The following is a 13,950-nucleotide window of genomic DNA, read 5'->3' on the forward strand; positions in this document are numbered from 1 at the left end:
CCACAAATCGAGCGATCGCCTAGCTGCCAATGGAAATTGCCAATTATTCGCCTTTGAAGCTCAGTCCAGTGGTAAAATCCTCTCCATAACCTTCTTCACCATGCTCGTTGATGTCTAAACCTTGGTCTTCAGCGTTAGGTTTGACTCGCAAATCCATCGCCAAACTTAAAAGTTTGAGGATAGCAAAAGTGCCCACCCCGGCAAACACATAAGTTGCTAAGACACCGACAATCTGTTCCCATAATTGGACGGGATTGCCGAAAAATAAACCGTTGTCTCCTGCTGAGTTAACGGTTGTCGTCGCAACCAGACCCGTCAGAAGCGCCCCTATCGTCCCGCCAACGCCGTGGATAGGAAAGGTATCCAAAGAATCGTCAAACTGCAACTTGGCTCGGAGACTGACGGCAAAGAAACAGCAAACAGAGGTAACGGAACCGATGAAGATGGCTCCGAGCGGATTCACGTATCCGGCTGCCGGGATCACGCCAACCAGTCCGCCGAGGAAACCGCTGGCAATGCCAATTGCTGTCGGTTTGCCTCTGAGTAGCCATTCCAGGATGACCCAAGTGAGACCGCCGGCTGCCGCAGCGACCATTGTGGCGACGAAAGCTACCGCTGCTAGGGAACCTGCTGTTAAAGCACTCCCGGCATTAAAGCCAAACCAGCCAAACCAGAGCATACCGATTCCGAGTAGCACGTAAGGCACGTTATGGGGTGCGTGTGGTGTCACCATGAAGCTTTTTCGCGGCCCAATCACCCAAGCGGCGACGACAGCAGAGACGCCAGAGCTGATGTGTACGACGGTTCCTCCAGCAAAATCTAAGGCTCCAAATGTACCGATCCAGCCTTTGCCCCAAACCCAGTGAGCTAAAGGAGAGTAGATAAAGGTAGACCAAAGCAGGATGAACCAGAAGTATGCCTTGAAACTCATCCGCTCCACGATAGCCCCAGAAATTAGGGCTGGAGTGATGATGGCAAACATCATCTGGTAAACCATGAACACTTGATGGGGAATCGTGCCAGCGTAACCGACCGGATCGGGTTGGTCGAAGGCGACGTTATTCAAAAATAGCCAGTTCAGGCTGCCAATGAAGGGATTGGCACTGAAAGGAGGATCGGCTCCAGGGGTCAAGGAAGTGGGTGCAAAGGCGAGGCTATAGCCCCACAGAGTCCAGGTAACGCCGACAACTCCCATGAGGATGAAGCTCATCATAATGGTGTTGAGGACGTTGCGCGATCGCACTAATCCGCCATAGAAAAAAGCTAACCCAGGCGTCATCAGCAGCACTAGGGCTGATGAAATTAGCATAAATGCGGTATCGCCTGTGTCGATTTTCGGAGCCTCAGCAACCGCTGGCGACGCTTCCTGACGCGAAGCATCGGCTGGTTCCCCAGGAACCGTTGCGGGAGCGGACAATTCCGGGGAAGGACTCACCGAAGGCGATGCGTCTTGGGCAAGCGCATTTCCTACCATTGGGCCACCCAGAAGACACAGCGCCAGTATCCAAGTAATGAGAACTTTCTTGATCACTGATTTGGTTCCATCAACGCGATCGCTTTGTTAAGCAAATGAATCTGATTGCACCAATTTCAATCAGGTCAATTCTGTATCAAAGTATACAAATTAGCGGAGTTGCCTATAAATATTTCACCCACAGATAGACGACAAAAATGAAATCCGCCCTACTCGCAACTCTATAGAGTTGGGAATAGGGCGGACTCTATGGGGAAAGGAGAAAACTCAAAAGAACAAAATGCTTTCTTTTGGTTTATCTGTCGTTACTTGACATATTCACCGGGCGAAGTCGGCATTCCACCATGCTTACCAGTATCAGAAAACCCAGCAGAGCTTCCTTCCTTAAGGAATCCACTGTAAGCTTCCATGCCATGTTCTCCGATATCCAAACCTTCAAACTCCTCTTCTGGAGTGACTCGGATACCGAGGGTCGCTTTCAACGCCAGCCAGAAGATTGTACTGAGTAGAACGGTTATGCCTCCCACTGTGACAATACCAATCAGTTGAGTGATCAACTGTCCGAGACCACCACCGAGCAATAACCCCTTGGTTGGGCCAAGACCCTCACCGTACCAGGAATAGACACCAGGACCAGCAGCAAATAAACCCACTGCCAGAGTCCCCCAGATACCACAAACCAGGTGAACTGAGGTCGCGCCCACCGGGTCATCAATTTTGATTTTGTCAAAGAGAGTGACAGCGAAAACAACTAATACTCCGCCAACCAAACCGATGATCAAAGAACTGCCAATGCTGATAAAAGCACAGGAAGCTGTCACCGAAACTAAGCCAGCCAAAATGCCGTTGATAATCATCGACAGATCCGGCTTACCCAGGTACAACCAAGCTGTAATGGTAGCGGCAATTCCACCCGCAGCACCCCCCATGTTGGTTGTCAGGGCAATGTGAGTAATGGCGTTTGGATCGGCAGCCATTGTGGAGCCAGGGTTGAAACCAAACCAGCCCAACCAGAGAATCAAAGTGCCCAAGGTGGCAATGCTCAGGTTATGACCAGGGAAAGCAACGCTTTGCCCGTCTTGATATTTACCAAGCCGTGGCCCTAAGAATGCGGCTCCCATCAAAGCAGCCCAGCCACCCACTGAGTGAACGACCGTGCAACCCGCGAAATCCCAGAAACCTCTGGTTTGCAGCCAGCCACCGCCCCAGACCCAGTGTCCGGTGAGCGGGTAGGCAATCCCGACGAGTAAGAGGCTGAAGATTAAGAAGTCAACAAACTTAATTCGTTCTGCAACCGCTCCAGAAACAATCGTGGCGGCTGTTCCGGCAAATACTAGCTGAAACAAAAACTTAGCAGCTAAGGGAACGCCAGCCCATTTCAGAGAGCCAAAAACACCTTGATAGGCATCGTTGGTGGCAGGGCTGTTATCGGCTCCGCTCAAAAACCACCCGCTCAAACCAATGAAAGGATTGCCGTCCCCGAACATCAAGCCAAAACCAATCGCCCAAAACGCGACGGTTGCTAGAGCAAACACAATCAAGTTTTTGGCGAGAACGTTGACCGCGTTTTTCTGGCGGCAGAAGCCAGTTTCTAGCATACAAAAGCCAGCATTCATGAAAAACACCAGGAAAGCCGCGATCGCTACCCATAGGGTGTCTAGCGCTACCTTCAACTCGGCTGTTGTCGGCCCCTCAGCCGCCGGAGCATCCTGGGCGACTGCTGCATAACCCCACACCATCACAATCAAAATGGCGATAGGAATGCAAGCTTGCCAACTTGGAGTCAGCCGCTTAATGGCAATTTGCAACTGCTTAAACATCGTGGCAGTCCGGGGAGATTGGACTTGCCAATTAGAAGACAATCGCTTCTTTTTGGCTTTCGATTTCTTCTTTTTGAGCGTTAATTTAGGCATCATCACTGCACTTTCCTCAATCAGTCCAACACATCCATCGGTTTAGTCAAAAATCAGTAAATCCAGTCATTTGAAGTGAGTATATGACAAAACCTTACAGGCAACTCGTTAGGGATTTTTTCCTTTATCAACATCTAGACGGGATGTCTAATTTGTCCGGGAAATTTTAAGATTTTGTATTTTCCGAGGCGGGATATTCTGTATCGAAAGTTACATTTTTAGATTCTGGCTCTGGCATCTCAACCCGCAGAACTCTCCTGGAAGTATAAATCGCGGGAGTTTGAGCGAACTTGGAGCTAAATTAGTTTATATCCATCTATGGGGGGATGACCCAAACAAGAGCCTAAATTTATTAAGCGAATCCATTAAGAGTTCAGAAGCTTAAATTTCCCCAAAAATCCCATATTATAGAAACTTAAATTAAGCAATTACTTTATTAAATAAATGCTTTTGTAGAAACTTTCCTATAAATTAAATGCAAGTTTTTTTATTTTATATTTAATGAACAGATAAAAACTGTTACTAAAATAGCAAAAACAAGGTTATCAATTTTTTTTTGCACAAGATTAAATTTGACTTTGATCGCGAAACATTCAACGAATAGATTTGGTCTAAATCTCAAAGAAACCGCCCCTGTCGCCCCTCCAGTTCCGCTAAAAATGAAATCAGCAGTTTTCTTGACGCACCTCGCTATCGGTAAACAAAGCGATTGGTATCAAAAAATTATTCTTGAGATTTCAATCGTTTCTCCTCTCTGCCAAGCCTAAAAAAATAACTGACTCGCCCTTAAAATTAGGGCATCTTCTCCAAATACTGCTTATAGCCGATTTCATCCAGAAGCTGCTGCTTCTCCATCACGGAATCGCTTAAACTGCGGCGATATTGCTGCACTCGTTCGAGTAATTCTGGCTGGTGGGATGCCAAGATTTGCACAGCCAACAAACCGGCATTTTTCGCATTGCCAATCGCAACAGTCGCGACGGGAATTCCCGCTGGCATTTGCACGATGGAATAGAGGGAATCAACGCCCTGTAGGTGACGGCTGGCGACTGGCACCCCAATTACTGGCAAGGGTGTCAGAGACGCTACCATACCGGGGAGATGGGCAGCACCACCGGCACCCGCGATAATCACTTTGATGCCGCGCTGGTGGGCTTGTTGGGCGTATTCCACCATCCGTTCCGGGGTACGGTGGGCAGAGACGATAGCGACTTCGCAGCCGACGCCAAATTCTTCACATATTGCGATCGCGCCTTGCATAGTGGGCAAATCGGAATCGCTACCCATAATGATGCCAATTAACGGTTGAGTCATTTTTTCGGGAGTTATTCAGTTGGTTGTTAGATAAACTGGTGTCTGCTCGAATTTAGGTATCTTGTCGCAAAAGTGATGACAGACGCAACAACGCTATCCATGACTGCCCCAATCGTGATCCGCAATGCTCGATTCCGAGGCTATGAAAGCTTACAGCAGATTTGGATTCATCAGGGCAGGATTGAGCAAATTCTGTCAATGGACACTGTATTCAAAATGGTTCCACCTGCGGATTTGCAAGTGCTGGATGTAGAGGGAGATTGGGTGTCGCTGGGTGGTGTCGATTTGCAGATTAATGGGGCGTTGGGATTGGCATTTCCAGAATTGAATCTGGAAAATTGCGATAAGCTACCGGAAATTTGTAAATTTCTGTGGAATCAGGGCGTTGATGGATTTTTACCAACCATCGTTACAACATCGGTTGAGAACATTCAGCGATCGCTCTCCATTTTCTCTAATTTTGCCGCTTCCCAGCACCAAGATCGAACCACTGCCGCAATTTTGGGAGTGCATTTGGAAGGGCCATTTCTCAATCCCCAGAAACGAGGCGCACACCCCGCCGAGTACCTATTGCCGCTAACGATTGACAACGTGAAACGGGTTTTGGGGAACTATGCGGGGATAGTGAAAGTGATTACTTTGGCACCAGAATTAGATCCAACTGGGGAAGCGATCGCGTATTTGCGAAGTCTTGGGATCACCGTCAGTCTGGGACACTCCCAAGCCACTGAAGCCGAAGCGCAGCAAGCTTTTAAACTGGGGGCGTCGATGGTGACTCATGCCTTCAATGCCATGCCCGGATTACATCACCGCGAACCTGGCTTATTAGGAGCCGCCCTGGTTCATCCAGCCGTACAGTGTGGTTTAATTGCCGATGGTCAGCACGTCTCTCAGACGATGATTCAGCTGCTGCTACGCGCCAGTTCTACCCCTCTAAACAACGGGAATCGGGGGGAGTCTGAGGAAGGCATTTTCCTGGTTAGCGATGCCTTAGCACCCTTGGGACTCCCCGATGGCATTTATCCGTGGGATACGCGGCAGATAGAAGTGAAAAACGGCACCGCACGGCTGCCAGATGGAACCCTATCGGGAACAACATTATCGCTGTTAGTCGGAGTGCAGAATCTAGTACGCTGGGGGATTTGTGAAGTCGAGACTGCGATCGCACTTGCCACAGAATCCCCCCGTTGCGCCATTGGGTTGCTCAAAGAACCGTCAAAACGCGATCGCCAAAAAAACAACAAAACCAGTCCCTATCTTAATCAACCAGCTCATCAACTGCTGCGCTGGCATCTAGATGAATCAACTAACGAACTCACCTGGCAGCGCTTATTACCCAATCCCTAAAATAAGCAATGCCTCTCCTCTCCTCTTCCTCTGCATCCTCTGCGGTTCGTATAAATGGTAAGTTTAACCGTTGGGAACACTTCGACAAAACCAATTTCATGAACGCAGCAGACGATAAAACAATTGTCAAAGACTATTTCAACTCCACCGGCTTCGATCGCTGGAGACGCATTTACGGCGATGGTGAAGTTAATAAAGTCCAACTAGACATCCGCGAAGGACATCAGCGGACAGTCGATACCGTCCTTAGCTGGCTGAAAGCCGATGAAAATCTCGCAACTCTCTCCATCTGCGATGCTGGTTGTGGCGTCGGTAGCCTCAGCATCCCCCTCGCAGAAGCGGGTGCCAAAGTCTATGCCAGCGACATCTCTGAAAAAATGGTCGGAGAAGCCAAAGAAAGAGCCGAGGCAGTTCTAGGCAACGCTAGCAATCCTACTTTCACCGTGCAGGATTTAGAAACATTGAGTGGCAAATATCACACTGTTATTTGCTTAGATGTCCTAATACACTATCCCCAAGACAAAGCCGCCGAGATGATTTCTCACCTCACTTCTATGGCAGAATCTCGGATAATTCTCAGCTTTGCGCCGAAAACTTTAGCCCTTAGTTTGCTCAAAAAAATTGGCAGTTTTTTCCCTGGTCCCAGCAAAGCCACTCGCGCTTATTTGCACCGAGAAGCTGATATCGTCAAAATTCTAGAAAGTAACGGTTTTTCGATTCAGCGGCAAGGAATGACTAAGACTCGATTTTACTTTTCTCGCATACTAGAAGCTACGCGAAACTAAGGTTAATATCGCGGCTGTATTGACAACATCAGCTGGGCACCATGAAGCTCATCAAAAAACTGTCTGCGGGCTTGTTACTGACATTCGGCGGAATTTTGCTAATGATTCCGCTCATTGTTTATACCCTACCGAATCCGAATGCTAGCCCGGAGGATAAACAGGAAGATGGAGACGCTGCCATCGGGGGTCTAGTTTTAGGACTCCCAGCGGTAGCCCTTGGAGGTTGGCTGGTGTGGGGATTGCGGAAACAACACTCGAAAGAAACAAGCGATCGCCTCCAGTCTACCTTTTACCAGCTACTGAAAGAAGGCGGTGGAAATATCACCACCTTACAGTTTGCGATAGAGGCGAAGCTAACAGCTGCGGAGGCAAAGCAGTATTTAGATGATAGAGCTAAAGAATACGATGCTAACTTTAAAGTAAGTGAGGAAGGAGGAATTTCTTATTACTTCCTGTTGAAATAAGAGTAGTTGAAATTATGATGACGCAGATTTTTTTATGCATCGCATCTATTTTAGGCGGATTGTCCGTCGCTGCTGGTGCTTTTGCCTCCCACGCTTTGAAAGAAAAACTCAGCGAACGGGCAGCAGAAATCTTTGAGACGGGTGCCCGTTATCAGATGTATCACGCATTAGCTTTGCTACTGGTGGCATTATTATTAAGTCGCGCCGAGGCAGCACAGTCAATCCTTGTGGCAGCTGGGTATGCCTTCATCGTTGGCGTCGTCCTTTTCTCAGGCAGTCTTTATGCCTTGAGTCTGACGGGTGTAAAGTGGTTGGGACCAATTACTCCACTAGGAGGCGTAGCCTTTATTGTGGGATGGGGTTGTTTAGCAGTTGCTGCATTAAGATTTTAAATAGTTAGCCTTTTCAGCAAGTCCCGCTGAGCTTTACTAAACTCAATTCCAGAACGTTTATTCTTGATCAGTGCTTCTGCTTGGTTCGCATTATTCACAAGCCCCTTGGCAACAAGTGTAGCAGCAACAACTGTTGCAGAACGCCCATGCCCAAGCGCACAGTGAATATAAATATTTCCCTGCCATGCACAGATTTTATCAATCAATTTTTGGAATACTTGATAATCTGGCACGGACGCATCTAATGTAGGAACGCAGATATAAGCTCTTCCTGAAATAACGTTTTTAGGTTCTGGGAATTCGGCTGTTAAATCAACTATTAAGCTGATATTATCGGGAAATTCATTAAGAAATACTCTACGACCCAGCCAGATGCCAGGTGCTATCTCGTTACAACATTCCTCTTTCTCAATCAGTCTTTGAAGATGCCAGGTTATCCAGGTTAATAATAAGTAGGGCATCAATAAGCATATATTCAGCCACCCCATCGTTCCATCTGACCGTTTTCCAAATACTTTAGCTCCCAACCATCCGTATGCTGCTCCTACGGCAATAAAACTAACACCAGTCCATAAAATTAGCCATCTAGCATTACCCAATCTCAATCCAAGCATAATTAGGTAAATACCGCTCAGAAAAAATATAAAACTATACTTCATTATTTGTTGACAATAGATGCCATTCTTAACAGCACTAATAGATTATTCAGTTAAAAACTTGTTAATTTTATATTTCGTTACCTCAAGCCAACCTACGCTTACTTGTACAAACTATCAGACTCGTAATATTTGTCATAGTCTGGACCTGATGCATCTTCCCAAGGTCTACTATTCACAGATTTGTATCGCGCCCCGCAGTTTTCGCAGCGGTAAAAGCTGCGAGAAGGTTGACGAGTAGGCATAATCAACGAGTAACACTTTAGCTTCCGCTTCCTACAAGTTGGGCATCGGATACCAATCAATTGAATCAGCCAGCCCAACCCAGCACTAATCAAAATTGCTAGTGGAAAGGCAAGAATTACACCGATAATAAAGATGAAATTATCCAAATATTTCCTGGAAAGCCAAGAATTACACCGATAATAAAAGTGCTAACATAATCAGCCAATAAGATGCCATCAATTACCTCTAATTATTAGTAAAAGACGCTAGGCGCAACCGCGCCAGTAAATCGTTCAGCGCATCTTTACTAGATGGGGATTCGGGCAGGTGACTACTTTGACTAGCTTTCTCTAATTCGCCGCACAAACGATTAAATTCTCCCTGATAAAATGCTATATCAGCATCTTCCAAAACAGATTTTTCGGCTCCTGCTAACTTGCGCTCAATCAAGTCGGGAATATAAGGCAATTTAAAAATATCATTTAAATGAACCAAATTAGCTTCTATAACACCCGTTCGCATTAAATGAATGCCAGTTAATAGCACTCGATAAACATAAAGTAACGGCTTAACACGATGCGGATTTTCTTTCTCAAAAAGCCGCCATTGCGTATTTGCAAAGCCGAGATAATGGTGAGAGTGGTGGCGGGTGATGCAACCTTTGGCAATCTCTTTTAATTCTTCATGTTCTGGCGTCGTGTGGAGAATTAGCGGTGAATATAGCTGCTCTAATACATAACCGTTCTTTTTAAGAAGTAGCGAAAAGAACTTTTTGACATCGTGAGTTACAAGGTCAATTTCCAGCTTGTCCCGTACTTCTGAAATTTCAATCGTTTCACGCCCAATCTCTAATCCAACCACCTCCGACACTGGCAGAATGTGTGACCCGCGCAAGTCATAATCAGAATCGGGAGATGGAAAGCCATACAGATGTGCGCCGCTGATTGTTGCGAACAAAAGCGGATAAGGTTGCTCAGAAATGACTGGGAGTAGTGGCTGTGCTATTACCATAATTTATTAATGGGTATTGCCGATAGTTAAGAAGTAAGCTTATAGTATGAATCAACTGCTACAAAATCCGGGTAAATACACCCTTAAACTACTCAAATCGTGGTTTAAGGGTGTTTTTTAGCTGAGTTAAGGTTTCAGGATTGACAGAAGAAAGAGCGATCGCATTGAGAAAAGATATGCAATATGTCATTTAAACATTAGTTGAGCTTCACTGTCGTTCAATCCAACCTACTAATGATTCATTCTTCATTGCTATCTTCCCAGGAACCTCTTTTCGATTACCCATTCGCTTAATCGCGTAGCTTTTCTGCTTTGCAGTAGAGTTTTCTCGGTGCTTCATTGAAGTATTTAAATAAAGCGGGACATAACCATCCTTCCTTGTTATTTAACTCCCAGCGATACCAATTGCCACCATACTCTTCTCTTACCAAAGTTAGTTCCGCCTGATATCCGGGAAATGGGTTTCCTGAGAACAAAAGCTTAAAACCTTTCTCAGCATTGGGAATCTCTTTAACCAGAAGATCGATCATCTCAGGAATCCCGCTGACAAAAGGCTCTCGGACAAGTCCGACTCGCTCATCATCAAACACCCAAGTGTGTTCGTAGCGATAGGGGAAAATCACCATCATTGCGTTAGACATTGGTTCAGCCTTGCAATAGATTTTCTGTGGCGTTACAGGGAAATACTTAAACAATGCTGGACTTAGCCAGCCTTCTAAATTTTTGGCTTGCCAGCGATACCAGTTACCGCCGTACTGTTCTCTCACCCAAACCAGTTCTGCCTGATACTCTGAAAAAGCGATTGGAGAAAACAAGAGTTTAAAACCTTGAGCAGCATTGGGAATATCTTGAACCAGACTGTCAATGATTGCAGGCATCCCGCTGACAAAGGGTTCGCGGATAAGTCCGGCTGGTTCATAGTCAAATACCCAATAGTCTTCATGACGATAGGGAAAAATCACCATCATTGCATTCGGCATCATCTAAATTCCCTCTTATTTTTTTGGTGTCTTTTACATCTTTGAAATTCAATTTCTAAACCATACTTCGACGCGCTTTAACCAAAAAAGCATTTGCCTTCTCATAATCCGGACGTTCTGTCAGCGATGTTGTGGCAAAGGCGTCATCAAAGTGGCGATGCAAGCTGAGCCGCCAAGCGTTAACTTCCTCCCAAGGCATCTCTCCGTTGCGGATAGCCAGCAGTTGTTGTCGGTGTTCTTCGACGCGAACTGGGACAAAACCCTCTTGCAGCACGGTGATGCCCGACAACAACAGGCGGATTAGATGCATCGCGTGCTTCCATTTAAATTCCCCCTTTGTACGGATATCTTGTTCAAGTTTTTTGAACTGTGACATCACATATCCGTTATATGTCTGGTAAACTAACTGAGAGAGAAAAATAGACCGAATTCCTAACAATTCTTCAGCCAGGGGCATCACCATTTCTACACCTGGTGTGTAGAGGCACTCTAAGACATTCGGATTTGCTTTGAGTGCCAAGGTCAAAAATTTCTGGAGTTCCCAGTAGCACTCCTCGTTTTCTTTATTTTCCAACTGCTCCGGAATCCCGTAGAGCGACCACTGAATATTGGCGGGTGGTAAGTAAATGCCGCGTCGGTCAATATCAGAGTTGGCATTATCTAAACCGTAGGCTCTTGAACCGACGATACAGCGGTAAATGACACACTCGTAAAGGTCAAAATCGGCAAGAACGGCTCCTGGTAGTTGCAGACCTTCTTGTTGCCAAGATGAGTGGATGGTGAGTTCTGAGCGCCGTAGAGACGCCTCTCCCCCGTCTGGAAACTGGACGCGATAGGCGTGGGAGTTGTCAATGGGTGATTTGATAATAACGCCGACGGTGCCGCGCGATCGCGCAATTTCACCCGCAGCATCTTGAATCTCAACACGAGTCACTATCTGGGTTCCAACGGGCAAAATCAGATTGGGGTTAAAGGCTAAACTCTCTGACAATTATTGCTCCCCCTTTGGACTGGTATTCTCCTCTACGCTGCCATAGCCAAAGATGGCGTGTCTACAATATGAAGTATTGTCAAAAATATGAAAGCGATCGCTCTTGCATTTGCAGTATAAGTTGCTACTTTTGGCTGCGGATTCTCTTGGACGACTGATGGTTCAACGAAAATAAGCTTTTCATGTGGAACGACGTTCATCTAACGAACGTCAAACTCATCGGTTTCTCAGCAATTTCCTATCGCCAATTCACCCCAAATCTCAGCCTTTTTTAAGGTTTGGAGCTTAATCTCAACCATTAATGTAGGAGCAAACCCTAGAAAATGTGCCGTATACTTGGCTACCTCGGTTCGCCTATTCTACTGGACTGCCTTTTGTCCAAACCGGAACACTCGCTGATTGTCCAAAGCTATGAACCCCGCGAGATGACCTCTGGTGTCGTTAGTGCCGATGGTTTTGGAATTGGCTGGTATCACGCCCAAAAAGAGACCGACCCCTTTATCTACAAAAATTTGCTGCCCATTTGGGGTGATACGAATGTCTCCAACCTCAGCCGTTATATCGAGTCGGGATGCGTCCTTGCCAATGTTCGCAGCGCTACTACTGGTCAGTCAGTAGATTTGAGTAACTGCCAGCCGTTTCGTTCCGAGAGTCTCTTGTTCACACACAATGGTGCGATCAAAAACTTTCGCAAGACACTGTATAAACCGATTCGGAGCCGACTGAGCGATGAAATTTACCAATCTATTGACGGCACGACAGACTCCGAGCATATGTTTGCCTTATTCCTGAATGAATTGGCATCTAACCCTGGGATGAGCTTGGAAAAAGCACTGTACAAAACGTTGATGACTTTAACCGAGTTAGCGGATGCTTACCACACACCAATCTCTGCCAACATAATTGTCACAGATGGACATCGGATGGTTGCCTCGCGCTTTGCTCAAGGAACAAATGTTCCCTCACTGTATTGGCTGCGGGACGATCCTATCTTTCCAGAAGCAGTAGCGATCGCATCTGAACCATTGTTTACTGGCAACTGGATCGGGTTCCCCGAACAAAGCATGATTAGTGTGGGAGAAGACCTTGAAGTTCAAATCCATCAACTCTGAAGTAGCCAGAGCGAGTACCCTTGATGAGCGGCGGCAACAAATCAAACAATCGATGCAGCGCTGCCGTGCCGGTACTCTAGCACTGTTTGAAGGCATCAACTACGACACCTTCTGTCGTCAGGTGCATCCCGACTTTAGCCCGATTGGCTGGCATTTAGGCCACATTGCCTACACCGAGGCTTTGTGGCTGCTAGTTCGTAGTGCGGGTAAAACGCTCGAACTTCCCTTTGGGAAGGGGGGACAAGAGATCGCCCATTATCAACGCTTATTTGCGGCTGATGGCTTACCCAAAATGCAACGGGTTTATTTACCCCTGCTCACTGAAATTCGCTGCTATCTGCACGCAGTCAGAGAACAGGTATTCGATTACCTGGAAGTCGCGCCTTTAGATGAGCAAGAACGTCTTTGGCGCTGGTTAATCCAGCATGAGAGCCAGCATAGTGAAACTATCTCTTTCGTGCTGCAATTACAGCGTCGAGACGCCCAATTCCACGTAGGAAGTCGTGCTAACCTACCGGAAACGTGCAATCACCCCATCTTAGAGGAGATGGTTGAAATTGCGGCGGGTGAGTTTGAGATGGGCAACGAGTCCATCGAAGCTTTAGACAACGAGCGTCCAGTTCACCGAGTTTACTTGGATACCTACTGGATTGACCGTTATCCCGTCACTTGCGGACAGTACCGGGCGTTTATGGAAGCGGGAGGATATCAAAATGCCCGATGGTGGACAGAAGCTGGGTGGAAATGGCTGCAAGAAAATCCCGTGAATCAGCCGCTATACTGGGCACCTGACACAGCTTGGGATAATCATCCAGTCTGCGGCGTTTCCGGGTACGAGGCACAAGCGTATGCCCGATTTGTGGGGAAGCGACTGCCAACCGAGGCAGAGTGGGAAAAAGCAGCCAGTTGGGATGCGATCGCACTGTGTCGCCGCACATATCCCTGGGGCGAGGCGGAGCCATATCTAGAGCGATGTAACCACGATAACTTGGCAGGGCAAACAACACCCGTAGATGCTTATCCCTCTGGGCAGAGTGCCTATGGTTGCTACGATATGCTCGGCAATGTTTGGGAGTGGACTTCTACCTGCTTTGATGGCTATGACGGTTTTGTCAGTTACCCTTACGTTGGTTATTCCAAGACTTATTTTGATGGAGAGCATCAGGTATTGAGAGGTGGTAGCTGGGCGACTCGTCCCGCCGCTTTGCGCTCTAGCTTCCGCAACTGGTATTATCCGAGCGTCCGTCAGATTTTGTCTGGATTTCGCTGTGCGAAGTAGCTATATC

At 47.0% G+C, this 13,950-nt stretch carries 14 protein-coding genes; 6 read left to right on the forward strand and 8 right to left on the reverse strand.

Annotated features, from left to right (window positions below):
* Positions 1–43: 43 nt before the first annotated feature.
* From NC994_RS01370 to purE, 3 genes are all read right to left on the reverse strand, one after another.
* Positions 44–1,531, reverse strand: a complete 1,488-nt coding sequence (locus tag NC994_RS01370; protein ID WP_347276524.1) for an ammonium transporter — start codon at positions 1,529–1,531, stop codon at positions 44–46.
* Positions 1,532–1,779: 248 nt separating this feature from the next.
* Positions 1,780–3,390: an ammonium transporter gene (amt, locus tag NC994_RS01375; RefSeq protein WP_190436432.1), complete on the reverse strand. Its 1,611-nt coding sequence runs from the start codon at positions 3,388–3,390 to the stop codon at positions 1,780–1,782.
* Between the two features lie 789 nt (positions 3,391–4,179).
* On the reverse strand, positions 4,180–4,701 hold the full coding sequence (gene purE / locus NC994_RS01380; protein WP_190411392.1) for a 5-(carboxyamino)imidazole ribonucleotide mutase: 522 nt from the start codon (positions 4,699–4,701) through the stop codon (positions 4,180–4,182).
* 75 nt (positions 4,702–4,776) lie between these two features.
* On the opposite strand from purE, the gene nagA reads away from it, so the two are divergent.
* From nagA to NC994_RS01400, 4 genes are all read left to right on the forward strand, one after another.
* Positions 4,777–6,048, forward strand: a complete 1,272-nt coding sequence (nagA, locus tag NC994_RS01385; RefSeq protein WP_190436435.1) for an N-acetylglucosamine-6-phosphate deacetylase — start codon at positions 4,777–4,779, stop codon at positions 6,046–6,048.
* 98 nt (positions 6,049–6,146) lie between these two features.
* Positions 6,147–6,833, forward strand: a complete 687-nt coding sequence (gene bchM, locus NC994_RS01390) for a magnesium protoporphyrin IX methyltransferase (RefSeq protein ID WP_190436638.1) — start codon at positions 6,147–6,149, stop codon at positions 6,831–6,833.
* 41 nt (positions 6,834–6,874) lie between these two features.
* Positions 6,875–7,297, forward strand: a complete 423-nt coding sequence (locus NC994_RS01395) for a hypothetical protein (protein WP_190436438.1) — start codon at positions 6,875–6,877, stop codon at positions 7,295–7,297.
* A 17-nt stretch (positions 7,298–7,314) separates the two neighbouring features.
* Positions 7,315–7,689 (forward strand): DUF423 domain-containing protein, encoded by a 375-nt coding sequence (locus tag NC994_RS01400; RefSeq protein WP_190436641.1) that lies wholly within the window; start codon positions 7,315–7,317, stop codon positions 7,687–7,689.
* On the opposite strand, the gene NC994_RS01405 is transcribed toward NC994_RS01400, so the two are convergent.
* From NC994_RS01405 to NC994_RS01425, 5 genes are all read right to left on the reverse strand, one after another.
* A complete protein-coding gene (locus NC994_RS01405) occupies positions 7,686–8,348 on the reverse strand; it encodes a dual specificity protein phosphatase family protein (RefSeq protein ID WP_190436441.1) in 663 nt (220 codons plus the stop codon). The genes NC994_RS01400 and NC994_RS01405 overlap by 4 nt on opposite strands.
* A 468-nt stretch (positions 8,349–8,816) precedes the next feature.
* Complete coding sequence (locus NC994_RS01410; RefSeq protein WP_190436443.1) at positions 8,817–9,581, reverse strand: nucleotidyltransferase domain-containing protein; 765 nt, start codon at positions 9,579–9,581, stop codon at positions 8,817–8,819.
* 290 nt (positions 9,582–9,871) lie between these two features.
* Entirely contained in the window at positions 9,872–10,564 is a 693-nt protein-coding gene (locus NC994_RS01415) for a DUF6717 family protein (protein WP_242032544.1), read from the reverse strand.
* Between the two features lie 52 nt (positions 10,565–10,616).
* On the reverse strand, positions 10,617–11,552 hold the full coding sequence (locus NC994_RS01420) for a nucleotidyltransferase domain-containing protein (RefSeq protein WP_190436446.1): 936 nt from the start codon (positions 11,550–11,552) through the stop codon (positions 10,617–10,619).
* A gap of 32 nt (positions 11,553–11,584) precedes the next feature.
* Entirely contained in the window at positions 11,585–11,752 is a 168-nt protein-coding gene (locus NC994_RS01425; protein ID WP_190411385.1) for a hypothetical protein, read from the reverse strand.
* A gap of 123 nt (positions 11,753–11,875) precedes the next feature.
* Here NC994_RS01425 and egtC point away from each other — a divergent pair, with 123 nt between their 5' ends.
* Positions 11,876–12,664, forward strand: coding sequence for an ergothioneine biosynthesis protein EgtC (gene egtC, locus NC994_RS01430; protein ID WP_190436448.1), 789 nt, complete (start codon positions 11,876–11,878; stop codon positions 12,662–12,664).
* Entirely contained in the window at positions 12,654–13,943 is a 1,290-nt protein-coding gene (locus tag NC994_RS01435; RefSeq protein ID WP_190436644.1) for an SUMF1/EgtB/PvdO family nonheme iron enzyme, read from the forward strand. Before egtC ends, NC994_RS01435 begins: the two co-directional genes overlap by 11 nt.
* Positions 13,944–13,950 lie beyond the last annotated feature (7 nt).

Origin of the sequence: Trichocoleus sp. AS-A1 (assembly GCF_039962015.1) — a bacterium.
In the GTDB taxonomy this organism is placed as follows: domain Bacteria; phylum Cyanobacteriota; class Cyanobacteriia; order Cyanobacteriales; family FACHB-T130; genus FACHB-T130.

Excerpts from the sequence above, each read along its gene's own strand:
- amt (WP_190436432.1), bottom strand. The coding sequence starts at position 3,390 with ATGATGCCTAAATTAACGCTCAAAAAGAAGAAATCGAAAGCCAAAAAG.
- purE (WP_190411392.1), bottom strand. The coding sequence starts at position 4,701 with ATGACTCAACCGTTAATTGGCATCATTATGGGTAGCGATTCCGATTTG.
- nagA (WP_190436435.1), top strand. The coding sequence starts at position 4,777 with ATGACAGACGCAACAACGCTATCCATGACTGCCCCAATCGTGATCCGC.
- bchM (WP_190436638.1), top strand. The coding sequence starts at position 6,147 with ATGAACGCAGCAGACGATAAAACAATTGTCAAAGACTATTTCAACTCC.
- NC994_RS01395 (WP_190436438.1), top strand. The coding sequence starts at position 6,875 with ATGAAGCTCATCAAAAAACTGTCTGCGGGCTTGTTACTGACATTCGGC.
- NC994_RS01400 (WP_190436641.1), top strand. The coding sequence starts at position 7,315 with ATGACGCAGATTTTTTTATGCATCGCATCTATTTTAGGCGGATTGTCC.
- NC994_RS01405 (WP_190436441.1), bottom strand. The coding sequence starts at position 8,348 with ATGAAGTATAGTTTTATATTTTTTCTGAGCGGTATTTACCTAATTATG.
- NC994_RS01410 (WP_190436443.1), bottom strand. The coding sequence starts at position 9,581 with ATGGTAATAGCACAGCCACTACTCCCAGTCATTTCTGAGCAACCTTAT.
- NC994_RS01415 (WP_242032544.1), bottom strand. The coding sequence starts at position 10,564 with ATGATGCCGAATGCAATGATGGTGATTTTTCCCTATCGTCATGAAGAC.
- NC994_RS01425 (WP_190411385.1), bottom strand. The coding sequence starts at position 11,752 with ATGAACGTCGTTCCACATGAAAAGCTTATTTTCGTTGAACCATCAGTC.
- egtC (WP_190436448.1), top strand. The coding sequence starts at position 11,876 with ATGTGCCGTATACTTGGCTACCTCGGTTCGCCTATTCTACTGGACTGC.